Below are 22,485 nucleotides of genomic sequence, written 5' to 3'. Positions count from 1 at the left end.
CGGGCGCCTCGTCGGGATGACAGGGGATACCTAATGAGAAACTACAAGCTCGCCATCGTGGCGACGACTGCTCTGGTCGGCAGCCTGTTTGCCACCGGCGCCTTTGCGCAATCCACCGGCACCAACGAAGTTGAAGAAGTCGAAATCGTCGCGACCGCGGGTCTGCCGACCATCGACGGCGTGATCACGGCGGAAACCGCCCCGAAGGCCAAGGCCTCGATCGATCAGGAGTTTATCTCCACCCAGGCCTCGGGCCAGACGATCATCCAGAGCCTGAACCTGACGCCCGGCCTGAACTTCACCAACAGCGACCCCTACGGTTCGTCGGGTGGCAACCTGCGTATCCGCGGCTTCGACGGCAACCGCATCTCGCTGACCTTCGACGGCATTCCGCTGAACGACACCGGCAACTACGCCATCTACACCAACCAGCAGCTGGACCCGGAACTGGTCTCGCGCGCCAGCGTCAACATGGGCACGACCGACGTCGACAGCCCGACCGCGTCGGCCACCGGCGGCACCATCAACTACATCTCGCTGAAGCCCTCGTCGGAATTCGGCGGCCGCATCGTCGGTTCGGTTGGTGAGTTCGGTTACAGCCGTCTGTTCGGCATCGTCGAAACCGGCGAAATCCCCGGCATCGGCACCAGCGCCTGGTTCGCTGCTTCGACCCAGAAGTACGACAAGTTCAAGGGTCCGGGCGAACTGGAAAAGTGGCAGGTCAACGCCAAGATCTACCAGCCGATCGGTGACAACGGCGACTTCGTCTCGGTGGCCGCCCACTACAACGAAAACCGCAACGCCTTCTACCGGACGGCCACCATGGCCACCTTCCGCACGAACGGCATGGATTTCGACAACAACGCCACCTACACGCCCAACACCCCCGACGCCGGCATCGCCGACGTCGACCTGGCCGACAACACCAACTTCTACGGCCTGCGTATCAACCCGTCGAACACCGGCAACATCCGCGCTCAGTCGAAGTTCACCTTCATCCCCGACACTCTGACCTTCACCCTGGACAGCGCCGTGCAGTACACGCTGGCCAACGGCGGTGGTTCGACCACCCTGTCGGAAACCTCGGCCCTGGTGCGCGGTGACGAAACCGCCAAGCCGGCGGGTCTCGACCTGAACGGTGACGGCGACATCCTCGACACCGTTCGCGTCTACGCGCCGAACACCACCAACACCCGCCGCTACACGACGCTGGCGTCGCTGATCTGGAACGTCAACGACAACAACACCCTGCGTCTGTCGTACACCTCCGACTACGGTAATCACCGTCAGACCGGCCACTACGGCTACATCAACCAGATCACCGGCAAGCCGCAGAACGTGTTCGGCGGCAAGGACGGCAATGGCCGCAAGGTCCTGAACGCCGACGGTTACGCCATGCGCACCCGCGATCGTCAGTCCTTCGCCATCCTCAGCCAGATCTCGCTCGAGTATCGCGGCAAGTTCTTCGATGACGCCCTGCAGGTGAACATCGGCCTGCGCGCCCCGACCTTCGACCGCGAGCTGAACCAGTTCTGCCTGACGCAACGCGGCTCGCAGACCTTCCTCTGCACCACTCAGGCGACCTACCCGGGCGACCTCGACACCGTCACTCCGGGCGTCCAGTCGAACCCGGCCGTGGTCTCGCTGGTTCCGGCCGGCACCGGCACCCTCTACATCGTGCCCTACGAGCGTGACGTCAGCTACGACGCCGTGTTGCCGAACGTGGGTGTCTCCTGGCGCTTCGCCGAGGGCCACACGCTGTTCGCCAGCTACGCCGAAGGCCTCTCGGCCCCGCGGACCGACAACCTCTACACCGTCGGCTTCGACACCGTGACCTCCACGGTGACCGCCACCGACGTCGAACCGGAAACCAGCACCGCCTGGGACTTCGGCTACCGCTACAAGTCGGCTGGCGTGATCTTCTCGTCGGCCCTGTGGTTCAACCAGTTCGAGAACCGCATCGTTTCGGCCTTCGACCCGGACCTCGGCTTCAGCGTCGACCGCAACGTCGGTGAAGTGAAGCTGTGGGGTATCGACGCTCAGGCCGGCTGGACTCCCAACGAGACGATCAGCCTGTACGGCTCGGTGACCTACACCAACAGCGAACTGCAGGATAACCTCTCGCTGGGCACCAACCTGGAACTGCCGACCAAGGGCAAGGCTCTGGTTGAAACGCCCGAGTGGATGGTCTCCTTCCGCGCTCAGTACAACATCACCGAGAACCTGAGCGTCTCGCTGCAAGGCAAGCACGTCGGCAACCGCTACACCACCGACGTCAATGACGAAGAGACCCCGGCCTACAACGTCGTCGACATGGACATGCGTTACGACCTGCCCTGGTTCAACGACAAGGGCGCCTACATCCAGCTGAACGTGACGAACCTCTTCGACGAAGAGTACTTCGCCAACATCAGCTCGGGCACCAACAACAAGATCATCCCGGACGTGAACACCACGGCCGCGGTGACCGCGCGTGCTCCGAACACGGCCTTCGTGTCGGTCGGCGCCCCGCGCACCGTCCAGGTGACCTTCAGCGCCCGCTTCTAAGCGAACGCTTCGGGTTAAAGAGTACAGGCAAGGGCGGTCCTCACGGGCCGCCCTTTTCCTTTTGCCCATCAAGGTCTTGACGTGAACGGCGTCGAAGGCCACTTGCCCGGCCCATGACCGGTCCCGCCCTCATCCCCGCCGAATGGTCCCCCCACCGCGCCATGTGGCTGGGCTTTCCCAGCCATGGCGAGCTCTGGCAGGAAGACCTCGAAGCCGCCCGCGAGGAGGTCGCCGCCCTGGCCCGCGCCTTGGCGGGCCCCGGGGCCGAACGGGTTCGCCTGATGGTCTGCGGCGACGAGGCCGAGGCCGACGCCAAGGCGCGCCTGGCCGATACCAGCGGCATCGAGATCGTCCGCGGCCTGTTCGGTGACATCTGGCTGCGCGACACCGGCCCGATCTTCTCGGAGGACGGCCGGGCGCTGGGCTTCAAGTTCAACGGCTGGGGCGGAAAGTACCAGCTGGAGGGCGATGACCAGGTCGCCGCGCAGATCGCCGCCGCCTCCGGCGCGCCACTGGTCGAAAACGACTTCATCCTCGAGGGCGGCGCCCTCGACCACGACGGCTACGGCACGGTGCTGACCACCCGCCAGTGCCTGACCAACCCCAACCGCAACCCGGGCTGGGACGAGGCCGCCGCCGAGGCCGCCCTGTCCTCGGCCCTGGGCGCGAAGAAGGTGCTGTGGCTGGGTGAGGGGCTCAACCGCGACCATACCGACGGCCATGTCGACAACCTGGCCCGTTTCGTCGCGCCGGGGGTCATCGCCTGCCCGATCGCCTGGGGCCGCCGCGACCCCAACGCCGAGGTCTATGACGAGACCGCCAGGATGCTCGGCGCCATGACCGACGCCCGGGGCCAGCGCATCCAGGTCATGCGCATCCCCTCGCCCGGCTGGACCACCGACGCCGACGGCGAGATGGTCCCGGCCAGCCACATGAACTTCATCATCGCCAACAAGGCGGTGATCTGCCCGACCTACGCCGACGAGAAGGCCGGCGCCTTCGCCCTCGACGCCCTGGCCAGCCTGTTCCCCGAGCGCAAGGTCATCGGCCTGCCCTCGACCGCCATCCTCACCGGCGGCGGCAGCTTCCACTGCATCACCCAGCAGGAGCCGGCGTAATGGCCCAGAACCCAGGCAAGACGCTCACCCTCGCCGCGCTCCAGACCCACTACGGGATGGACCTCGAGGACAACATCGCCCGCACCGTCGATCTGGTCCGCCAGGCCGCCGCCGCCGGAGCCCAGGTCATCCTGCCGTCCGAGCTGTTCCAGGGGCCCTACTTTTGCGTGGCTCAGGAAGAGCGCTGGTTCGCCGAAGCCAGGCCCTGGCGCGAGCATCCCTGTGTGAAGGCCCTTGCGCCGTTGGCCGGCGAGCTGGGCGTCGTCCTGCCGATCTCGATCTTCGAGCGCGAGGGGCCGCACTACTTCAATAGCCTGGTGATGGCCGACGCCGACGGCAGCCTCATGGGCGTCTACCGCAAGAGCCACATCCCCGACGGTCCCGGCTATCAGGAGAAGTACTATTTCCGGCCCGGCGACACCGGCTTCAAGGTCTGGGACACCCGCCACGGCCGGATCGGCGTCGGCATCTGCTGGGACCAGTGGTATCCCGAATGCGCCCGCGCCATGGCCCTGATGGGGGCCCAGGCGCTGCTCTACCCGACCGCCATCGGCACCGAGCCGCATGACCCGACCCTCGACACCGCCCTGCCCTGGCGGCGCGCCATGCAGGGCCACGCGGTCAGCAACGTCATCCCGGTGGTCGGCGCCAACCGCATCGGCTTCGAGCCTTGGGAGGGCTACCCGAACGGCGGCCAGCGCTTCTACGGCTCCAGCTTCATCGCCGACCATCGCGGCGACCTGATCGGCGACATGGGGCATGACGAGGAGGGTTTCACGGTCGCGACCGTCGATCTCGACTTCCTCGACACCCACCGCGCCGCCTGGGGCTTCTTCCGCGACCGCCGGCCGGAGCTGTACGGCGCGTTGAGCACCGGTCGGCCGACCTAGGGCTGGCCAGACCGGGGCGGGTGCGGCAGGCTGAGGCCATGCTGGAAACCGACCGTCTCCTCCTGCGCCAGTGGCGTGAAGACGACCTCGATCCCTGGGCGGCGCTCAATGCCGATCCGGAGGTCATGCGCTTCTTTCCCTCGACGCTCAGCCGCGAGCAGGCGCAGGCCCAGATGAGCCGCGCCCTCGGCCACATCGATGATCACGGCTTCGGGCCCTGGGTCGTCGAGCGCAAGTCGGACGGCCTGTTCCTCGGCTTCACCGGCCTGACCACATTGAACCCCGAGAACCCGCTGCATCCCGGCGTCGAGGCAGGCTGGCGTCTGAGCCGTGGGGCCTGGGGGCAGGGCTATGCCTCCGAGGCCGCTGCCGCTGCGCTCAAGGACGGGTTCGAACGGGTCGGGTTGAAAAGCATTGTCGCCTTCACGGCCGTGCCCAACCTGCCGTCCCAGGCGGTGATGACGCGGATCGGCATGACCCGCCGCGAGGACCTCGACTTCGACCACCCGGCCCTGCCCAGGGGGCATGTGCTGGAGCGGCATGTGGTCTGGGAGGCGACGGCTGGACAGGCTCCATCCGATCGGTAAGCCTGTCGGGCGAAGTGGGGGAAACCATGAGACGACTATTGGCCGGGCTGGTGTTCGGCGCCGGGCTGGCCCTTGCGGGCAACGCCTTCGCCGCCGACTTCTATGTTGTCGGCCTGAGCGAGAAGAACATCACCATCCTTGAGCTCGACACGGTCAGCCGGTCCGGTGACATCGTCACGGCCTGGTATGTCATGGCCCCGCCCAAGCCCATGACCGGTGAGATCGAGCTCGACTACTTCGTCAACAAGGCGGAGTTCGACTGCGCCGGTTTTCGGCTCCGCAACCTGACGATGACCGTCTATCGCCCGGATGGCAGTGTCGTGACCCCGTCGGCCGACGACGCCTGGAAGGACGTTCCCCGCGAGACCAACTACGGCGGCCTGGTCGAGGCCGGCTGTGACCCCAAGACCCGCGATCCGGAGAATGTCTGGACCGGCAGCAGGCTCGAGCTGATCGCCCTCTATCGGGCCCGGCAATAGGCGCCAGGCCTGGTCCCGCGATCAGCCGCCGCAGCCCTCGGCGGCCGGGGCCTTGTCCAGCTCGGCCTTGGCCAGCGCCATATCGGCGGTGAAGGCCGGCTCGGCGTGCAGGCGTGAGACCGTGGCGGCGGCCATGATCTGGCCGGCCGTGACATCGCTCGGGAAGTGGACGCCGCAGATCCAGCGGCTGTCGCCGAACTCGCGGCCGCGGGTAACCGCCTGGGTGGCCCGGTCCGGCGCCAGCTCGGCGAGCACCAGGCCCCAGGCCATGCCGGCGGCGGCGTGGCCGCTGGGGTAGGAGCCGTTGGTCTTCATCCACTCTTCGCGCTTGACGCAGATCTTCGCCTCGTCATGGCCGATCATCGGCCGGTCACGCTTGTACTTTTGCTTGGCGGCATTGGTGCTGCCGCCGGCGTCGAGCACGACGCGGTCAAGCAGCTTCGACAGCACCGGGGTCCTGGCGACGCTGATTTCCTTGCCGATGGCGCAGGAGAAGGAGCGGTGGGCCTTGTCGCCGAACAGTTCGACATCCGCGATCGCCTGCTGCCAGCGCGGGCTGCCTTCCAGGGCGCGGCTGGCGTCGAAGGCGGCGCGGTCGGCCTTGGCCTGGTCGGAGCCCAGGGCCGGCGGCGGGCCGACAATGGCCAGGCTGTCGGGCAGAAGGGCGGGAGGGATGTAGCCGCCCGCCGGCCTGGCCGCCGGCGCGGGGGCCGGAGCCGCCGTCCTGGTGTCTTGCGCCACCGCTCCGCAGCCCAGCATCGCCACCCCGGCAACCACCAGAACGCCGTGTCCCAACGCCTTCAACGACATCGCCAACCTCCCGAATTTTGTTCATCCGAAAGACCGCGCGTCGCCGTCGGCGTCAAGCCGCTTGACGAGACGATATGTTATTTCATAACACTTCCATAGTTCTCCCGGAGCCTCCTCCATGCGCCGACCCCAGTTCTTCCTTGGCGCCAGCCTGCTGGCCCTGGCCCTGACGGCCCCCGCCTTCGCCCAGCCGGCGCCCGAGCCGGCCGAGCCGGTGGATGAGGGCGACGTCTCCGCCGTCGTCGTCACCGGCGCCCCCTTTGCGGTGTCGCTGGATACGGTGACGACCAGCGTCACTATCGTCGGCCGCGACCAGCTCGATGTCGCCGCCCCGTCGGGCCTCGGCGACCTCCTGGCCGGCCAGCCCGGCCTGCGCTCGACCTTCTTCGGCCCCGGGGCCAGCCGCCCGGTGATCCGTGGCCTGTCGGGTCCCCGCGTCCTGGTGCTGCAGAACGGCGTCGGCCTGGTCGACGCCAGCGCCCTCTCGCCTGACCACGCGGTGGCCTCCGACCCCGGCGAGGCCTCGCGTATCGAGGTGCTGCGCGGCCCCTCGACCCTGGCCTATGGCGGCAGCGGCATCGGCGGGGTGGTCAATATCATCGACGACCACATTCCCGATCATCTGCCCGACGGCGGCATCGACGGCCGCATCTCCGCCTCCGTCGCCAGCGTCGATGACAGCCGCTCGCTGTCCTTTGGTTTGCACGCGGCCAGCGGCCCGGTGGTCTTCTCCATCGACGGCGTCTCGCGCCGCTCGGAGGACTATGACGTCCCCACGGTCCCGGTCAGCCGTCGCCTGGCCGTCGCCGAGGGTCTGACGGTCGATCCGGCCAAAACGGTGCGCAACACCGACCTCAAGCTCGACGCCTATGGCCTGGGCCTGTCCTTCGTCACCGACAGCGGTTTCGTCGGCCTGGCGCTCAAGCAGACCGAGACCACCTACGGCGTGCCCTATCCGCAGATCACCGCCCCCATCGACCCGGATGACGAGGGCCCGGTGGCCATCGATCTGCACCAGACCCGCTTCGACTTCCGCTCCGAGGCGCCGTTCCCCCTCGGCCCGTTCCAGACGATGCGAAGCTCGATTGGCTACGCCGACTACGAACATGCCGAGGTGCTGCGCGCCACCGGCGAGACCGGCACCCGCTTCCTGTCGACGGGCGTCGAGGGCCGGGTGGAGTTCGTCCAGCGCGAGATCGGCCCGCTGAAGGGCGCCGTCGGCGTCCAGGGCCTGGTCCGCCACTTCGATTCCGTCGGCGACGAGGCCTCGGTGCCGAAGACCGACATCGAGGAGCTGGGCATCTTCACCCTGCAGCGCTTCGACTTCGAGACGTGGGGCGTCGACACCGGCCTGCGGCTCGACCGCCGCGACCTCGACGCCAGCCTGGCCGGCCGCGTGGCCAGCGCCCCGGCGGCCTCCTATGGCCTGAGCTGGATCGGCGCTGACAATGCGGCGAGCTTCACCAATGTCTCCGGCTCGATCGGGGTCTTCATCAAGCCGGACGACAACCAGTTCTACGCCCTGACCGTGGCCCGCAACGCCCGCGCCCCGACCGAGGGCGAGCTCTATTCCGACGGGCCGCATCCCGGCACCGGAGCCTTCGAGATCGGCGATCCGACCCTGGAGTCCGAGGCGGTGATCAGCGTCGAGGCCACCGGCCGTTGGACCTTCAACCGCTTCCGGGCCGAGGGCCACCTCTGGTACGCGGCCTATGACGGCTACATCGACCAGATCCCGACCGGCGACGTCGAGGACGGTCTGCCAGTGTTCCGCTACGTCCAGTCGAATGCCGACTTCCACGGCTTCGAGCTCGAGGGGAGCTACGACCTGTGGACCGACGGCGGCCGCACCGTCTCGGCCAGTCTCGGCGCCGACTATGTGCGCGGCGAGACCGACGCCGGTCCGCCGGCCCGCATCCCGCCGTGGTCGACGACCGGCAAGCTGATCTGGGAAAGCGACATGTTCGACGCCAATCTCGAGGTCCGCTACGTCGCCGGCCAGGATCGCGTCGCCGCCTACGAACTGCCGACCGACAGCTACACCATGGTCAACCTCTACGGGGCGGTGAAGCCGTTCCGGAACCCCGACCTGCGGCTCTTCGCCGAGCTGCGCAACGCCACCGACGAGGCGGCGCGCGAGCATGTCAGCTTCCTGAAGGACATTGCCCCGCTCCCCGGCCGGTCGTTCCGCACCGGGGTGGCGTTCCGGTTCTAGCCCAGCACCGACTTGCCGTTGCGGATGACGGTGACGCCGCGCTCCTTCACCCGGGCCTCGAAGGAAACGACGTCGCCGTCCTTCCACAGGTCGACCGCGATGGTCTCGCCCGGGAACACCGGCGAGGAGAAGCGGACCTGGTGGCTCTTGATCTTCGAAGGATCGAAGTCGGCGTACTCCTGCAGCACGGCGCGGCAGGTGATGCCGTAGGTGCACAGGCCATGCAGGATGGGCCGGGGGAAGCCGGCCATCCTGGCGATCTTCGGGTCGCTGTGCAGCGGGTTGCGGTCGCCCGACAGGCGGTAGATCAGCGCCTGGTCGGGGCTGGTGGCGATCTCGACAGTCTTGTCGGGGGCGCGAGTCGGGACCTCATGCGGCTCCGGCGCGCCGTCCGACGGCCCGCCGAAGTTGCCGTCGCCCCGGGCGAAGGTCGAACCGGTCAGGGTGGCGATCTTCTCGCCGGTCTTGGCGTTCTTCAGCACCGTCTCGTTGTAGATGACCGCGCCCTTGTCGCCCTTGTCATAGGCGCCGATGACCCGGCCCTCGGCGGTGATCTCGGCCTCGGTGGGGAAGGGGATGTGGAACTCGCACTTCTGCTCGCCGTGCACGACCATCAGGAAGTTGATCATCGAGCCGATCGGCGGCCCCGCGCCCCAGGCGACGACGGTGGCCATGGTCGGCACGGCCTTGAGCCCGCTCTCGTAGACGAAGGGCAGCTCGGTCTCGTTCATCGGGTCCGAGCCCAGGCCGATGCCCAGCGCATAGAGCATGGTTTCGCGGTCGCCCCATTTGTACGGGGCGGGCTCGCTCGTCATCGACAGGATCTCGGGATACTGGATCGGCATGGGTCTCTCCCTTTTCGGCGCGATCAAAGCGCGTTGACGCAGGGGTGGGCAAGAGGCCGCAGGGCGAGAAGATCGCCTCTGGGGCGGGCGCGATTGCCCGGTTCGGCTCAATCGGATAGAAGCGCCGCTCCTATCCTTCGCGGCGACAAGCCGCCCGCCAGTCAGAGCCCCTTATGGAAACGTCCACTGTCTCGTCTGTCAGCCCGGTCGCCGGCAACGTCCTGTTCTACAATTCGCCCGAGCCGCTGAGCAAAGAGATGCACGGCAAGATGGGCGTGAAGCAGCTGCCCGGCCCGTTCGCCTTCGCCGCCCAGGGCCATGTGGTGCCGCTGACCGTCGCCGAATTCCAGTTCGCCGCCCTCTGCTTCCCGATCATCTTCGCCGGTGAACAGCGCCAGCCGCTGGCCGTCCTGGGCATCAACCCGGGCGACAACCTGTTCGTCGACGAAGCCGGCCTGTTCAGCAACGGCGTCTACGTCCCGGCCTATATCCGCCGCTACCCCTTCGTCCTGGCCCAGGACGAGGCGCAAGGCCGGATGATCGTCTGCATCGAGCGCGGCGCCGAAATGTTCGCCGAAACCGGCTACGATGTGCCGCTGTTCGACGAATCCGGTGAGCCCAGCAGCTACACCACCAACGCCATCAAGTTCTGCGAGGACTTCGAGGGCGAGCGTCGCCGCACCGAGAACTTCGTCAACCTGATCAAGGAGCTGGACCTGCTGGAAACCAAGCAGGCCACCTTCACCCCGACCAACCCGGACGGCACGCAAGGCGCCACCGTGGTGATCGCCGAGTACTTCGCCGTCTCGGAAGAAAAGATCCGCGGCCTGTCGCCGGAAAAGCTGGTCGAGCTGCGCGACAACGGCGCGCTCGAGCGCATCTACAACCACATGACCAGCCTGGCTGGCTGGGACCGTCTGGTGGCCATCGCCTCCGAGAAGGCCCAGAAGACCGCCGCCGGCAACGCCTGATCGGTCTGAGGTTTCAAGCTACGGGAAGGGCCGGTCGCGAGACCGGCCCTTTTCATTTCAGCCCGTCCTTGGCCAGCGTGTAGGCGACCACCGCATTGGCGTGGCCGTGGCCCATGCCGTGTTGCTCCTTGAGCAGGGTCACAAGTTCCATGTGTTTGGCCGGATAGCCGGCGCGGACGATGGCCTGCCAGTGGGCGATCGGGTGGCCGTACTTCTTCTCGATGGACGGGAAGTAGGAGGCTGGGCCCTTCACCGGCTCCGTCATCGCGCGAACACACTCCGCGTCAGGCAACTGAACACCAGCCGGCCCGCCTCATCGAGCAGGTCGTGCTGGGCGATGATGATGCCCTTGCCCTCGCCGACCGCGTCCTTGCCCATCACCGTCATCCGGCCGCGCAGCAGCTCACCGGCCGGAGGGTTTCGGCTCCAGCGCATGGCGTCGACCCCCAGCCGCTTGGTCTGGGCCCAGCGGTCGCCGGCCTCCAGCTCCAGCCGTGACCAGATGGCATAGACCATCGCGTCCGGCGCCCCGTTGGCCTTGTCCCAGCCGGGCGCGAAGGCGGCGATGAAATGGTCGATGGCCTCGGCGTTCACGGCCGTGACGCCGAGGTTGTGAACCTGTCCGATTTCGAAGTCGTCGAAGGAGGCGGGCATCAGTCCTCTTAGGGTTCGGGGGAAATCTGGACGAGCAGCTTGCCATCGTGGTCGCCGGTGAACAGCCGCTTCACGGCGTCGGCGGCATTTTCCAGCCCGTCGACGACATGCGCCTTCCATTTGAGCTGGCCAGAGGCGACCCAGGGGATCAGCTCGGCCATCGCCTCGCCGGCCCGGGGCAGGTAGTCGATGACGATGAAGCCCTTGATCAGGATGCGCCGCATCAGGACGCGGGCAAAGTCGCGGGGGCCGGGGACCTCGCCCTGCGCGTTGTAGGTGCTGATCATGCCGCACAGGGGCATGCGGCTGAAGTTGTTCATCCGGGCGATGACGGCGTCCATGATCTCGCCCCCGACGTTCTCGTAGTTGACGTCGACGCCGTCCGGGCAAAGCCGGTCGAGCGCCTCGCCGACATCCTCGTTGCGGTAGTCGATAGCCCCGTCGAAGCCGATCTCCTTGAGCCAGGCGCATTTGGCCGGGCCGCCGGCGATGCCGACGACGCGGGCGCCCTTCAGCTTGGCGATCTGGCCGACGATGGAGCCGACCGCGCCGGCGGCGGCGGAGACGACGACGGTTTCACCCTCCTTGGGCTTGCCGATGTCCATAAGGCCGAACCAGGCGGTCAGGCCGGTGGCCCCCAGCACGCTCATCCAGGCGGTCAGCGGCACGCCGGGAATCTGCGGCACCGGGGTGACCATGCCGCCGTGGGCGATGGAGTAGAGCTGCCAGCCCGACAGGCCGGCGTTGACGATGTCGCCGACCTGGTGGCGGTCCGACCGGCTTTCCTCGATGACGCCGATTGTGCCGCCCCGCATGACGTCGCCGATCTCGACCGGCGGCAGGTACTGGTCCATGTCGCTCATCCAGATGCGGTTGGTCGGATCGAGCGACAGGTAGATGTTGCGGATCAGGACCTCGCCGTCCTCCAGCGGACGGGTCGGGGTTTCCACGAAGTCCAGGTCGCCGGCGGCGATGTCGCCCGTCGGCCTGCGCTTGAGAATCCACTGACGATTCGTCGGCATGTCCGTCCTCCCGTTTGCGCCACAGTGAGGGGTTGGCGGTGGGGAAGTCGAGGGGCATTTGCCGCACCCCCCTGCTCGGTCCATATAGTCGCCATGCGCCTGCTGCTCGCCGTCCTCGCCCTGTTGTTCGCGGCTCCCGCCTTTGCCGCGGAGGTCAACACAGGCCACCTGAAGATCGAGCTGATCGCCCAGGACGCCACGGTCGCTCCGGGAACGACGGCCTATGTCGCCCTGCGCCAGGACATCGACAAGGGCTGGCACACCTACTGGCGCAATCCCGGCGACAGTGGCGAGCCGCCGAAGCTGACCTGGACCCTGCCGGCCGGCTGGAAGGCCGGGGAGTTCGTCTGGGCGACCCCGAAGACCCTGCCGTTCGGGCCGCTGACCAACTACGGCTATTCGGACGAGGTCATCCTGCCGGTTCCGGTCGAGGTTCCGGCCAATGCGAAGCCGGGCCCGGTGACGCTGGAGGCGGTGGTCGATGTGCTGGTCTGCGAGAAGATCTGCATTCCAGAGACCGGCAAGGTCGCCATCACCCTGCAGGTCGCCGACGGGGCGCCCAGGCCCGATGCCCGCTGGGGCGCGACCGTGGCCGGCGCCCTGGCCGCCGCGCCCAAGCCGGCGGGGCTGACCGCGACGTTCCAGAACGACAAGGCCCTGACCCTGACCGTGGCCGGCGCGCCGCTGAAGGGCGCCGACCTGAGCGGGGCCTGGTTCTTTCCCTTCCAGGGGACCTGGCTCGACCATGCCAGGCCGCAGACCGCCGAGCGCGGCAGCGACGGCCTGACCCTGACCCTGCCGCCGGGCTACGCCTTCGAGGCGGGCCAGGCGCCGACGGCGATGGACGGGGTGCTGGTCGTCGGCGGCAAGGCCTATGAAATCGCCGCCACCGCCGGGCCGGCGCCGGCCGGGGTGGCGGGCCTGGGCGCGGTCCCGGCCGCCGGGGCCAAGGCCGCGACGACGACGGCGGCGAGCGGGGGCGGCCTGCTGTTCGCGGCCTTCGCCGCCTTCCTCGGGGGCCTGATCCTCAACCTGATGCCCTGCGTCTTTCCGGTGCTGTCGATGAAGGCCGCCTCGCTGGCCGGCCATGCGCACGATGCGCGGGCCACGCGGCTGCAGGGTCTGGCCTACGGGGCCGGCGTCGTCGCCACCTTCCTGATCCTGGCGGGCGTCCTGATCGGCCTGCAGCTGGCCGGGCAACAGGTCGGCTGGGGCTTCCAGCTGCAGTCGCCGCCGGTGGTGGGGGTGCTGGGCCTGCTGATGCTGGCGGTGGCTTTGAACATGTCCGGCGTCTTCGAGATCGGGACCAGCGTCCAGGGCGTCGGTTCCGGACTGGCCGCCAAGGGCGGTCTCGGCGGGGCCTTCTTTACCGGCGTGCTGGCCGTGGTCGTCGCCAGCCCCTGCACCGCGCCGTTCATGGCCTCGGCGTTGGGCTTCACCCTGGGCCAGCCGCCGGCCATCGTGCTGGCGGTGTTCCTGGCGCTGAGCCTGGGCTTCGCGGCGCCCTTTGTCGCCCTGGCCTTCGCGCCGCCCCTGCTGCGGCTGCTGCCGCGTCCGGGGGCCTGGATGGACACCCTGCGCAAGGTGCTGGCCTTCCCGATGTACGGCGCGGCGGCCTGGCTGGTCTGGGTGCTGTCCCAGCAGACCGATGCGCCGGGTCTGGCCCTGGCCCTGGTGGGCCTGCTGCTCGGCGCCTTTGGCCTGTGGCTGTGGGGCCTCGGACCGAAGCTGTGGCGGCAGATCCTGGCGGCGCTGCTGGTGATCGGGGCGGTCGCCCTGATGCTGCAGCCGGCCCCGGCGGCGCGCGCGACCGCGGGCGAGACCGCTTCCGCCGCTGACCTGCCGTCGGAGCCCTGGTCGGCCGAGCGGGTCGCGGCCCTGCGCGCCGAGGGCAAGGTGGTGTTCGTCAACTTCACCGCCGCCTGGTGCGTCAGCTGTCAGGTCAATGACAAGGTCGCCCTGTCCACCTCGGAAGTGGCGGACGCCCTGAAGGCCACCGGCGGCGTCTACCTCAAGGCCGACTGGACCAACCGCAACGCCGAGATCGCCGCCGCCCTGGCCGAGCATGGCCGGGCCGGGGTGCCGCTCTATCTGGTCTACGGTCCCGGCGCCGAAAAGCCGCAAATCCTGCCTCAACTGCTGACGCCCGGCATGGTCGCCGAGGCGCTCAAGAAAGCCGCCAAGCAAGGGAGCTGATCGCCATGAACCTGACCCGCCGCTCGACCATCGCCGCCGCCCTGGCGCTGCCGGCCCTCGGCCTGCCGACGCTTGCCCTGGCCAAGCCGGCGCCCGCCTTCTCGGTGAAAGACATCGACGGCAAGGTCCGCAGCCTGTCCGAGTTCAAGGGCAAGGTCGTCGTCCTCGAATGGGTCAACGAGGGCTGCCCCTATGTGAAGAAGCACTACAGCGGCAACATGCAGGGCCTGCAGGTCTCGGCCACCCGCGACGGCGCGGTCTGGCTGACCGTTTGCTCCTCGGCCAAGGGCGAGCAGGGCCATTGGAAAGACGCCGCCGACGCCAGGGCCTGGATGAAGGCCAAGAGCTGGGCCGGCACCGCCGTGCTGGTCGACGAGGACGGCGTGGTCGGTCGGGCCTACGGCGCCAAGACGACGCCGCACATGTACGTCATCGATAAGGCCGGCAACCTCGCCTACCAGGGCGGCATCGACGACGTGCCGACCAACAAGGTCGAGGACATCAAGCGGGCCAAGAACCTGGTGGCGGCGGCTCTGGCCGACGTCAACGCCGGCCGCCCGGTGGCGACCCCGTTCAGCGCCCCCTACGGCTGTGCGGTGAAGTACGCCTAGGCCGGCAGCACGGCGCCGAGGATCGGGAACAGCAGCAGCAGGCCCATGAAGGCCCAGGTCGCCAAGGGCTTGCCGCGGCGGACACTGATCCACAGGCCGGGTAGACCGACCAGCGTCCCAAGCAGGTTGCCGACGGCCAGGCTGAACATCAGTGGCGGTAAGGTGAAGTCCGTCGCCACCAGGCCGAAGAACCGGAACACGGCCTCGCTCACCGCGATGGCCGAGACCAGGATGGCGAGGAACAGGAACAGGAAGCGGTTGAGGCCCTTCATGCTGCCCTAGACCGGCGGAGCCGGCGGGGCGGTAATGACCTCGACGTTGTCGTTCAGCAGGTAGGCCAGATCGGTCAGGGCGGCGTCGCGGGCGCTGGGGTTGGCGGCCTCCTCGACGGCTTTCAGCTTCAGCGGCAGGTCTTCGCTGATGCCGCGCAGGATGCATTTCAGGTCGCCGTCGGTCCCGCGCTCCTTGAGGACGACGTGGCCCTTCATGTCGAGGGCGGCAAGTTCGCTGACCTGGCCCTTGAAGGCGGCGAACTCAGGCCCGGGCAGGGGCTTGCCTTTCCAGTCCAGCACGTTGGCCTTCAGCTTGCCGGCCCGGGCGATGATGTCGGCGAACAGGGGCTCGCTGGCCAGGGTCGAGGCCGGCGCGACAGCGGCGGCCGGTTCGGGCGCGGCGACGTCTCCACCTCCGCCCCAGGAGGCGAGCCAGAGCATGGAGGCGGCGGCGACGGCTTCGCAGGACATGGCGGTCCCTCGTTGGGGGCGTTACTAGGGTGACGCGAACCATGCCCGCGGCATGGTAAATGCGCCGTTTACATTTGCCGGAACCCCGATGGCCGAGACCCCCGCCTGGACTGCCCTGAAAGCCGCCGCCCAGGCTGACGGCGCGCGCCGCATCCGCGACCTGTTCGACGCCGAACCGGACCGGCTGCAGGGCCTGACCTTCGAGGCGGCCGGCCTGACCCTGGACCTCTCCAAACAGCCCTGGAGCCGCGAGGGGGCGACGGCGGCGGTCGAGCTGGCCGTGGCTGCCGGCGTCGAAGCGGCGCGGGCCCGGCTGTTCGACGGCGAGATCGTCAACCTGACCGAAGGCCGGCCTGCGATGCATATGGCCCTGCGCGCGGCGGCGGGGGCGGATTTCAAGGCCGCCGGCAAACCGGTCTCCGAAGAGGTCGAGGATGTCCGCGACGCGATGCAGGACTTCGTCGCGGCGGTGCGGTCGGGCATGGCCGGCGGGGCGACCGGCAAGCCGTTCAAGGCCGTTCTCCATATCGGCATCGGCGGTTCGGACCTGGGGCCCCGGCTGATCTGGGAGGCCCTGCGGCCGCTGGTTCCGGAGATCAGCCTGCGCTTCGCCGCCAACATCGACGGCGCTGAGTTCGCCGCCGCCACGGCGGGGCTGGATCCGGAGGAGACGCTGGTCGTTGTCGTTTCCAAGACCTTCACCACCCAGGAGACGCTGGCCAATGCGCGGGCCGCCAAGGCCTGGCTGGAAGCCAAGCTCGGCGCCGGCAAGGCCGACAGCCATCTGGCGGCGGTCAGCGCAAACCCGGCCGAGGCCGGGCGGTTCGGGATTGCCGAGGACCGGGTGTTCGCCTTCCGCGACTGGGTCGGCGGCCGCTATTCGGTGTGGTCGGCGGTGGGGCTCTCCTGTGCGATCGGTCTCGGCTGGCCGGCGTTCGAGGGTTTGCTGGCCGGGGCGGCGGCGATGGACGAGCATTTCGAGACTGCAGCCCTGGACGCCAACATGCCGGTGATGCTGGCCCTGGCCCATGTGTTCAACCGCAATGGCCTGGACCGGCCGTTGCGGGCGGTCGTGCCCTATGCCCGGCGTCTGGCGCTGTTTCCGGCCTATCTCCAGCAGCTGGAGATGGAGTCGAACGGCAAGCGGGTCACCCAGGGCGGCCTGCCGGTCAGCCAGGCCACGGCGGCCAGCGTGTTCGGCGACGCCGGCACCAACGGCCAGCACGCCTTCTTCCAGCTGCTGCACCAGGGGACCGACATCATCCCCGTCGACTTCATCGCCCTGGCCGAGGACCACGAGGGCCCGCGCGAACACCGCAACATGCTGCTGGCCAACGCCATCGCCCAGGCCGAGGCGCTGATGATCGGCCAGGAGAATTTGAACGAACCCCATCGCCACTTCCCGGGTGACCGGCCGTCGAGCTTCATCCTGCTGGAGCGGCTGACCGCCGAGACGCTGGGGGCGCTGATTGCGCTGTACGAGCACAAGACCTTCGTCGAGGGGGTGTTGTGGGACATCGACAGTTTCGACCAGTGGGGGGTGGAGCTTGGGAAGGTGCTGGCGGGGCGGGTGCTTCGGGAACTGGACGGCGGCGACGGGCCGGAACACGACCCCTCGACGGCGGCGTTGATCGCCCGGCTGGCGCGGTAGGTTATCGAAGCGGCGAGACCATTATACCGCGCCGGCCTGAGCTACATCAGAAGCGGGATTCCGGACCCGGATGGCGAAACGCCCGGTTCTGTTGGCCATTCGGTGGGCAGGGCGGCCGGGAATGTAGGGATGGGCGTAGGCGCCGCGTTGGCGCCGGCGCGGGGAATGTAGGCAGGCTTGTGAGGCGTTCAGCCTACGGATTGGGACCCATGATGCGCGGCCCAATTTTGTGCGAAATGGATATGTCTAGACATATTCATCTCCCCGACAGGCGCCCCGCTGAGCCCGTGACAGCATACCACAAATGGGGCCTGACAGGCCTCGGCGCCCCCGCCTAGGCTGAACCTCCACAGCAAGGGAGTTCGCCATGTCACGCGTGCTTGCCAGTGCCTTGATTGCCGGTCTCGTCGCCCTGACCGCCGCCCCCAGCCAGGCCCAGGACACCGCCCGCCAGCGGGTCGCCATGATGCTGCGGGAGAAGGGGCTGAACGAGTATCAGATGTCCCAGCTTCAATGGCGGGAGGATTCCAGGCCGATCGACGACCGTTTCAGCGGGCTGGAGGTGTCGCTGGCCATCGTCGGTGGCGAGGGGGTGTCGATGGGCGCCTTCATGCTGCGGAACAAGACCTCCAAGCCCTACTGCGTCGTGCCGATCCTGCAGTACAGCGGGGCGGCCGAACTGACCTTCCTGTTGAAGGACTCCGGTATCATGGAGCCCGGCCAGACCGCCGCCCTGGCCGTGACGCGCGGCCGGATGGACGGCGGCATGATGGAGCTGCGCTGGTCCTTCGCCTACTGGCCGGCCCGGACGGACGTCTCCACCGGCCGCTGCTGGAGCATCGCCCCGCCCGGGGTCAAGGAATGGCAGGCGGCCGGCCAGCTGGTCCGCTTCCAGGGCAGCTATCAATAGTCACCGAACCCGTCGTCATCGGGGAGGTTGGCGCCTCGCCCGTCGTCGGCTATAGGCCGTCCCCGATGACCGCCCTGTCGCACCATCACGCGCACCACCACACCTTCCCTCGCGGGACGGGTCGGGTTCGCGCGGCTTAAAGCCAAGCCCCTACACCGCCCCGCCCGATGCGGATGGGGCGAGCGCTCCATCCGGTTGCAGACACCGACCGATGGACCGCCCCAATGACTGACGAAACCTTCCGCCCCGAAGCCCGCGCCCCTCGCGGATTCGCCGACAAGCGCGCGGCCCAGCTGCGGGCCGAGCGGCGGATCGTCGAGCAGGTGTCGGCGGTCTATGAGCGCTGGGGGTTCGAGCCGCTGGATACGGGGGCGCTCGAATATGCCGATGCGCTCGGCAAGTTCCTGCCGGACAGCGACCGGCCGAACGAGGGCGTCTTCGCCCTGCAGGACGATGACGAGCAGTGGATGGCGCTGCGCTATGACCTCACCGCGCCGCTGGCCCGGTTCGCGGCCCAGAACTGGGAGACCCTGCCCAAGCCCTACCGGCGCTACGCCTTCGGGCCGGTGTGGCGCAACGAGAAGCCGGGGCCGGGGCGGTTCCGCGAGTTCATCCAGTGTGACGCCGACACGGTCGGGTCCGCGCGGCCGGAAGCCGACGCCGAGATCATCGCCATGGCGGCCGAGGGGCTGGAGGCGGCCGGGCTGCCGCGCGGCACGGCGGTGCTGCGCATCAACAATCGCAAGCTGCTGAACGGGCTGCTGACGGCGGCCGGGGTCGAGAGCGCCGGCCAGAAGCTGGGCGTGCTGCGGGCGGTCGACAAGCTGGACCGGCTGGGGCCGGACGGGGTGAAGCTCCTGCTCGGCGAGGGGCGGCTCGACGAGAGCGGCGCCTTCACCAAGGGCGCGGGCCTCAGCGGCGCGGCGGTGGATCAGGTGCTGGCCTTCCTGAGCGCCGGCGCGGGCGACAACGGCAAGACGCTGGATGCGCTGTCGGGGATCGTCGGTGGTTCGGCCGAGGGGGCGGAAGGGATCGAGGAGCTTGGCAAGATCGCGGCGGCGTTGAAGTCGCTGGGCATCGACGAGAGCCGGGCCAGCATCGAGCCCAGCATCGTGCGCGGGCTGGAGTACTACACCGGGGCGGTGTTCGAAGCCGAACTGCTGCTCGAGACGGTCGACGAGAAGGGCGCCGCCGTGCGCTTCGGCTCCATCGGCGGCGGCGGGCGGTACGACGACCTGGTGGCGCGGTTCACCGGGCAGGCGACGCCGGCCACGGGCTTCAGCTTCGGGGTGTCGCGCCTGGCGGCGGCCCTGAAGGCGGCGGGCCGGGAAGAGGCGTCGGCGGCGCGGGGGCCGGTGGTGGTCATCGCCTTCGATGCGGACGCCATGGGCGAGTACTTCAAGCTCGCGGGTGAGCTCAGGGCCGCCGGCATCGCTGCCGAGGTCTATCTCGGGTCGTCGGGCATGAAGGCGCAGATGAAGTACGCCGACCGCCGGGGCGCGCCGGCGGCGCTGATGCTGGGCGGCGACGAGATCGCGGCCGGCACTGTGACGATCAAGGATCTGGACCTTGGCCGGGCCCTGGCCGCCAACATCGAGGGACATGACGCCTACAAGGCCGAGCGGCCGGGGCAGCAGACCGTGCCGCGCGGTGAACTGGTGGCGGCGGTGCGCGCGATCGTGGACGCGGGCCGATGAGGCTGGAGCGGACCGTTCCACCGGCCGCCCTGGCCGCCATCCGCGCACCCTTCGAAGGGGCCGGGGTGGCGCTGGAGACGCCGGTGCTGCAGCCCCTGGCGCTGTTGCTCGACCTGGCCGGCGAAGCGATGCGGCCGCGCCTGTTCGTGGTTCAGGCCGAGGGCGGCGAGGAGGCGGCGCTGCGGCCCGACTTCACCATCCCGATCGCGCGGGCGCACATCGCTTCAGGCGCGGCGGCGGGGCGCTATGTCTATGAGGGCAAGGCCTTTCGGGCGGCGGGCGGCTCGGCCCGGGCGGAGGAGTTTCTCCAGCTTGGCCTGGAGGTTTACGGCGGCGCCGATGCGGCGGCCACCGACGCGGAAATTCTTCAGCTGGCCTGGAAGGCGGCCGCGGCCGGCGGGAGGGACGACCTTGCCCTGATGCTGGGCGATGTCAGCCTGTTCTCGGCCCTGGTCGAGGACATGGATCTGGAGCCGGCGCTGGCGGCGCGGCTGAAGCGGGCCTTCAACCGGCCCCGGCTGCTCAGCGCCGAGCTGAACCCCGTGGCGGGCCCCGAAGAGGCGCCCCAGAGCCGGCTGGCCGGGTTGCTCGGCGGCCTTGGCGAAGACGAGGCGGTGGCCCTGCTGGAAGAGGTCTGGAATCTCGCGGGCGTGTCGCCGGTCGGCGGTCGTCCGACCGCGGAGATCGCCCGGCGGCTGGCGGCCCGGGGCGGCGAGGGCGCGCGGGCGCGCTTGAGCGAAGACCAGATCGGCCGGGTGCGGGCCTTCCTGTCGGTCGAGGATACGCCGGTCATTGCGCTGTCGGCCCTGGCCGGTCTTGGCGGGGCGCGGCTGGACGTGCGGCTGGGCGACTGGCGCCGGCGGCTGGAGCTGCTGGCCGAGGCTGGGGTTCCGCTGGACGGGGCCCGGTTCGGAGCCGGGTTCGGGCGGGCCTTCGGCTACTACGACGGGGCGTTGTTCGAGGTGCGCAGCGCCGCCCTGGGGGCCGACCGGCCGCTGGCGGCGGGTGGACGTTACGACGGGCTGGTCACGCGGCTGGGCGGCGCTGGGGGCGGGGCGGCGGGCTGCATGGTCCGGCCTGCCCGCGCTTTTGTCGGGGGTGGGGAATGAGCGTCATCCTGGGTATCCCGTCCAAGGGGCGGTTGAAGGAACAGGTCGAGGCCTGGCTGGCCGATGCGGGCTTGAAGATCGAGGCCGATGGCGGCGAGCGTGGCTATCGCGCCAGGATCGTCGGGCTGGAGGGCATCGAGGTCCGGCTGATCTCGGCCGGCGAGATCGCCCGGGCGCTGAACAGCGGCGAGGTCCACTTAGGGATCACCGGCGAGGACCTGCTGCGCGAACAGGGGGATGATTTCGAAGCCCGGCTGTTGCTGCTGCGGGCGCTGGGCTTCGGGCGGGCCGACCTGGTGGTGGCGACGCCGCAGAGCTGGCTCGACGTCGAGAGCATGGCCGACCTCGAGGAGGTGGCGCACGATCATCTGGCGCGTACCGGCCGGCGCCTGCGGGTGGCGACCAAGTACGTCGCCCAGACGCGGGCCTTCTTCGCCAGGCACGGGGTGGGGGACTACCGCATCGTCGAATCGGCCGGGGCGACCGAAGGGGCGCCGGCGGCCGGGGCGGCCGAGATCGTCGTCGACATCACCACCACCGGCGCGACCTTGGCGGCTAACCATCTTGCGGTTCTGCGCGACGGGGTGATCCTCAAGAGCCAGGCGCAGCTGGCGGCGTCCCTGACCGCCGACTGGCGCGCCGAGCGGCTGGGTGTCGCCCGCCGCCTGTTGTCGCTGATCGAGGCGCGGGCGCGGGCCAAGCGGACCCTGACCCTTGTCTGGCCGGCCGATCAGGATGCGGTCGCCAGGACGGCGACGGCGGGCTTCGCGTCGGGGCAGGCGCGGGCTTCGGGCCTGCTGATCCCGCGCGGCGATCTGGCGGCGGTCGGGGCGGCGCTGGAATCAGCCGGTGTCGGTCCTGTGACCGCCGCGGCGCCCGAGTACGTGTTCTCGCCGGAATGCCCGCCTTACGAGCAGCTGGCGGCGTCAGTTGCGAACCCCTCTTAGTCAAAATTGACTCTGACGTCAGAAATGGCGGTTTCAGGCGGTTGTTTTGACGGCCACGTCCAAAGATCAACCCTTTTTGAGCCGTTTTGCCGCAGATTCTTGCGCAGGACGGGCCCTGAAAGCGTTGACACGGACAGGGATTTGCCGTCTTTTTGACTGGCGAAACAGGGCGGCCGACAAGAGCATCCCGTTTCCGGCGTTTCGGGGAGGAAACGCCCGCTTGGATCGAGTGATCGAGGAATGTTGGGCCCGTTGCGATTATCCCCCGCAACGGGCCCTTCGCCTTTTTGGGCAGCCCTCTCCGAAATCTGACGCATACGTCAAAAAATGAATTGAGCGCTATCAAGCTCTCCCCCCGCGAGCGGGGGGAGGACCGCTTTGGAGCGGATGTGACAAAGCAGGAGGGGGGAACCGCTGTGTCAGGAGGAACCTCCCTACCGCCGGCGGGGCCCGCCTCCTGATTTCTCGCTAAGGCTCGAAATC

21 protein-coding genes are annotated in these 22,485 nt (G+C 68.8%); 14 read left to right on the top strand and 7 right to left on the bottom strand.

Features of this window, described 5'->3' with window-relative positions; genetic code table 11:
- Positions 1 to 33: 33 nt before the first annotated feature.
- From AC2YG9_RS03515 to AC2YG9_RS03495, 5 genes are all read left to right on the top strand, one after another.
- Positions 34 to 2,547, top strand: a complete 2,514-nt coding sequence (locus tag AC2YG9_RS03515; RefSeq protein ID WP_487296533.1) for a TonB-dependent receptor — start codon at positions 34 to 36, stop codon at positions 2,545 to 2,547.
- A 113-nt stretch (positions 2,548 to 2,660) separates the two neighbouring features.
- On the top strand, positions 2,661 to 3,665 hold the full coding sequence (locus AC2YG9_RS03510; RefSeq protein ID WP_487296532.1) for an agmatine deiminase family protein: 1,005 nt from the start codon (positions 2,661 to 2,663) through the stop codon (positions 3,663 to 3,665).
- Complete coding sequence (gene aguB / locus AC2YG9_RS03505; protein ID WP_487296531.1) at positions 3,665 to 4,555, top strand: N-carbamoylputrescine amidase; 891 nt, start codon at positions 3,665 to 3,667, stop codon at positions 4,553 to 4,555. The genes AC2YG9_RS03510 and aguB overlap by 1 nt, the downstream gene beginning before the upstream one ends.
- 20 nt (positions 4,556 to 4,575) lie before the next feature.
- Positions 4,576 to 5,142, top strand: coding sequence for a GNAT family N-acetyltransferase (locus AC2YG9_RS03500; protein ID WP_487296530.1), 567 nt, complete (start codon positions 4,576 to 4,578; stop codon positions 5,140 to 5,142).
- 26 nt (positions 5,143 to 5,168) lie between these two features.
- Positions 5,169 to 5,621, top strand: a complete 453-nt coding sequence (locus AC2YG9_RS03495; protein ID WP_487296529.1) for a surface-adhesin E family protein — start codon at positions 5,169 to 5,171, stop codon at positions 5,619 to 5,621.
- A gap of 21 nt (positions 5,622 to 5,642) precedes the next feature.
- Here the strand turns inward: AC2YG9_RS03495 and AC2YG9_RS03490 are convergent, their stop codons facing one another.
- Positions 5,643 to 6,431 carry an acid phosphatase gene (locus tag AC2YG9_RS03490; RefSeq protein WP_487296528.1) on the bottom strand — a complete coding sequence of 263 codons (789 nt, stop codon included), beginning with the start codon at positions 6,429 to 6,431 and terminating at the stop codon, positions 5,643 to 5,645.
- 118 nt (positions 6,432 to 6,549) lie between these two features.
- Between AC2YG9_RS03490 and AC2YG9_RS03485 the strand changes: the two genes are divergently transcribed.
- Positions 6,550 to 8,646, top strand: coding sequence for a TonB-dependent receptor (locus tag AC2YG9_RS03485; protein ID WP_487296527.1), 2,097 nt, complete (start codon positions 6,550 to 6,552; stop codon positions 8,644 to 8,646).
- On the opposite strand, the gene AC2YG9_RS03480 is transcribed toward AC2YG9_RS03485, so the two are convergent.
- Positions 8,643 to 9,491: a MaoC/PaaZ C-terminal domain-containing protein gene (locus AC2YG9_RS03480; protein WP_487296526.1), complete on the bottom strand. Its 849-nt coding sequence runs from the start codon at positions 9,489 to 9,491 to the stop codon at positions 8,643 to 8,645. The genes AC2YG9_RS03485 and AC2YG9_RS03480 overlap by 4 nt on opposite strands.
- A gap of 173 nt (positions 9,492 to 9,664) precedes the next feature.
- On the opposite strand from AC2YG9_RS03480, the gene AC2YG9_RS03475 reads away from it, so the two are divergent.
- Positions 9,665 to 10,462 carry a SapC family protein gene (locus AC2YG9_RS03475; protein WP_487296525.1) on the top strand — a complete coding sequence of 266 codons (798 nt, stop codon included), beginning with the start codon at positions 9,665 to 9,667 and terminating at the stop codon, positions 10,460 to 10,462.
- Positions 10,463 to 10,514: 52 nt separating this feature from the next.
- On the opposite strand, the gene AC2YG9_RS03470 is transcribed toward AC2YG9_RS03475, so the two are convergent.
- The 3 genes from AC2YG9_RS03470 to AC2YG9_RS03460 are packed head-to-tail and all read right to left on the bottom strand — an operon-like array spanning position 10,515 to position 12,138.
- Positions 10,515 to 10,715 (bottom strand): DUF4287 domain-containing protein, encoded by a 201-nt coding sequence (locus AC2YG9_RS03470; protein WP_487296524.1) that lies wholly within the window; start codon positions 10,713 to 10,715, stop codon positions 10,515 to 10,517.
- Positions 10,716 to 10,723: 8 nt separating this feature from the next.
- Positions 10,724 to 11,116, bottom strand: coding sequence for a hotdog family protein (locus tag AC2YG9_RS03465; RefSeq protein WP_487296523.1), 393 nt, complete (start codon positions 11,114 to 11,116; stop codon positions 10,724 to 10,726).
- 8 nt (positions 11,117 to 11,124) lie between these two features.
- Positions 11,125 to 12,138 (bottom strand): NADP-dependent oxidoreductase, encoded by a 1,014-nt coding sequence (locus AC2YG9_RS03460; RefSeq protein ID WP_487296522.1) that lies wholly within the window; start codon positions 12,136 to 12,138, stop codon positions 11,125 to 11,127.
- A gap of 93 nt (positions 12,139 to 12,231) precedes the next feature.
- Between AC2YG9_RS03460 and AC2YG9_RS03455 the strand changes: the two genes are divergently transcribed.
- Together AC2YG9_RS03455 and AC2YG9_RS03450 are read left to right on the top strand one after the other, a co-directional pair.
- Entirely contained in the window at positions 12,232 to 14,334 is a 2,103-nt protein-coding gene (locus tag AC2YG9_RS03455; RefSeq protein ID WP_487296521.1) for a protein-disulfide reductase DsbD family protein, read from the top strand.
- 5 nt (positions 14,335 to 14,339) lie between these two features.
- A complete protein-coding gene (locus tag AC2YG9_RS03450; protein WP_487296520.1) occupies positions 14,340 to 14,945 on the top strand; it encodes a redoxin domain-containing protein in 606 nt (201 codons plus the stop codon).
- Here AC2YG9_RS03450 and AC2YG9_RS03445 read toward each other — a convergent pair.
- On the bottom strand, positions 14,942 to 15,217 hold the full coding sequence (locus tag AC2YG9_RS03445) for a hypothetical protein (protein WP_487296519.1): 276 nt from the start codon (positions 15,215 to 15,217) through the stop codon (positions 14,942 to 14,944). The genes AC2YG9_RS03450 and AC2YG9_RS03445 overlap by 4 nt on opposite strands.
- Before the next feature lie 6 nt (positions 15,218 to 15,223).
- Entirely contained in the window at positions 15,224 to 15,688 is a 465-nt protein-coding gene (locus AC2YG9_RS03440; protein ID WP_487296518.1) for a hypothetical protein, read from the bottom strand.
- 88 nt (positions 15,689 to 15,776) lie between these two features.
- Between AC2YG9_RS03440 and pgi the strand changes: the two genes are divergently transcribed.
- The 5 genes from pgi to hisG all read left to right on the top strand — a co-directional run bounded on the left by pgi (position 15,777) and on the right by hisG (position 22,002).
- Positions 15,777 to 17,339: a glucose-6-phosphate isomerase gene (pgi, locus tag AC2YG9_RS03435; protein ID WP_487296517.1), complete on the top strand. Its 1,563-nt coding sequence runs from the start codon at positions 15,777 to 15,779 to the stop codon at positions 17,337 to 17,339.
- A 367-nt stretch (positions 17,340 to 17,706) separates the two neighbouring features.
- Positions 17,707 to 18,249 (top strand): hypothetical protein, encoded by a 543-nt coding sequence (locus AC2YG9_RS03430; RefSeq protein WP_487296516.1) that lies wholly within the window; start codon positions 17,707 to 17,709, stop codon positions 18,247 to 18,249.
- 173 nt (positions 18,250 to 18,422) lie between these two features.
- Positions 18,423 to 19,946, top strand: coding sequence for a histidine--tRNA ligase (hisS, locus tag AC2YG9_RS03425; RefSeq protein ID WP_487296515.1), 1,524 nt, complete (start codon positions 18,423 to 18,425; stop codon positions 19,944 to 19,946).
- The gene (locus tag AC2YG9_RS03420) at positions 19,943 to 21,055 is read left to right on the top strand and encodes an ATP phosphoribosyltransferase regulatory subunit (protein ID WP_487296514.1); all 1,113 of its coding nucleotides are present in this window, start codon (positions 19,943 to 19,945) and stop codon (positions 21,053 to 21,055) included. Before hisS ends, AC2YG9_RS03420 begins: the two co-directional genes overlap by 4 nt.
- Positions 21,052 to 22,002 carry an ATP phosphoribosyltransferase gene (gene hisG, locus AC2YG9_RS03415; RefSeq protein ID WP_487296513.1) on the top strand — a complete coding sequence of 317 codons (951 nt, stop codon included), beginning with the start codon at positions 21,052 to 21,054 and terminating at the stop codon, positions 22,000 to 22,002. Before AC2YG9_RS03420 ends, hisG begins: the two co-directional genes overlap by 4 nt.
- Positions 22,003 to 22,485 lie beyond the last annotated feature (483 nt).

The sequence above is a fragment of the Caulobacter sp. SRI_014 genome, assembly GCF_057586315.1.
The sequence above is the reverse complement of the archived record's forward strand: the minus strand, read 5'-3'. Positions and strand labels throughout refer to the sequence as shown.

Coding starts and splice junctions, on each gene's coding strand:
- AC2YG9_RS03495 (WP_487296529.1), top strand. CDS start 5,169: ATGAGACGACTATTGGCCGGGCTGGTGTTCGGCGCCGGGCTGGCCCTT.
- AC2YG9_RS03440 (WP_487296518.1), bottom strand. CDS start 15,688: ATGTCCTGCGAAGCCGTCGCCGCCGCCTCCATGCTCTGGCTCGCCTCC.
- AC2YG9_RS03515 (WP_487296533.1), top strand. CDS start 34: ATGAGAAACTACAAGCTCGCCATCGTGGCGACGACTGCTCTGGTCGGC.
- AC2YG9_RS03455 (WP_487296521.1), top strand. CDS start 12,232: ATGCGCCTGCTGCTCGCCGTCCTCGCCCTGTTGTTCGCGGCTCCCGCC.
- AC2YG9_RS03485 (WP_487296527.1), top strand. CDS start 6,550: ATGCGCCGACCCCAGTTCTTCCTTGGCGCCAGCCTGCTGGCCCTGGCC.
- hisG (WP_487296513.1), top strand. CDS start 21,052: ATGAGCGTCATCCTGGGTATCCCGTCCAAGGGGCGGTTGAAGGAACAG.
- AC2YG9_RS03460 (WP_487296522.1), bottom strand. CDS start 12,138: ATGCCGACGAATCGTCAGTGGATTCTCAAGCGCAGGCCGACGGGCGAC.
- AC2YG9_RS03490 (WP_487296528.1), bottom strand. CDS start 6,431: ATGTCGTTGAAGGCGTTGGGACACGGCGTTCTGGTGGTTGCCGGGGTG.
- aguB (WP_487296531.1), top strand. CDS start 3,665: ATGGCCCAGAACCCAGGCAAGACGCTCACCCTCGCCGCGCTCCAGACC.
- AC2YG9_RS03445 (WP_487296519.1), bottom strand. CDS start 15,217: ATGAAGGGCCTCAACCGCTTCCTGTTCCTGTTCCTCGCCATCCTGGTC.
- AC2YG9_RS03450 (WP_487296520.1), top strand. CDS start 14,340: ATGAACCTGACCCGCCGCTCGACCATCGCCGCCGCCCTGGCGCTGCCG.
- AC2YG9_RS03510 (WP_487296532.1), top strand. CDS start 2,661: ATGACCGGTCCCGCCCTCATCCCCGCCGAATGGTCCCCCCACCGCGCC.
- hisS (WP_487296515.1), top strand. CDS start 18,423: ATGGGGCGAGCGCTCCATCCGGTTGCAGACACCGACCGATGGACCGCC.
- AC2YG9_RS03480 (WP_487296526.1), bottom strand. CDS start 9,491: ATGCCGATCCAGTATCCCGAGATCCTGTCGATGACGAGCGAGCCCGCC.
- AC2YG9_RS03475 (WP_487296525.1), top strand. CDS start 9,665: ATGGAAACGTCCACTGTCTCGTCTGTCAGCCCGGTCGCCGGCAACGTC.
- AC2YG9_RS03465 (WP_487296523.1), bottom strand. CDS start 11,116: ATGCCCGCCTCCTTCGACGACTTCGAAATCGGACAGGTTCACAACCTC.
- AC2YG9_RS03430 (WP_487296516.1), top strand. CDS start 17,707: ATGTCACGCGTGCTTGCCAGTGCCTTGATTGCCGGTCTCGTCGCCCTG.
- pgi (WP_487296517.1), top strand. CDS start 15,777: ATGGCCGAGACCCCCGCCTGGACTGCCCTGAAAGCCGCCGCCCAGGCT.
- AC2YG9_RS03420 (WP_487296514.1), top strand. CDS start 19,943: ATGAGGCTGGAGCGGACCGTTCCACCGGCCGCCCTGGCCGCCATCCGC.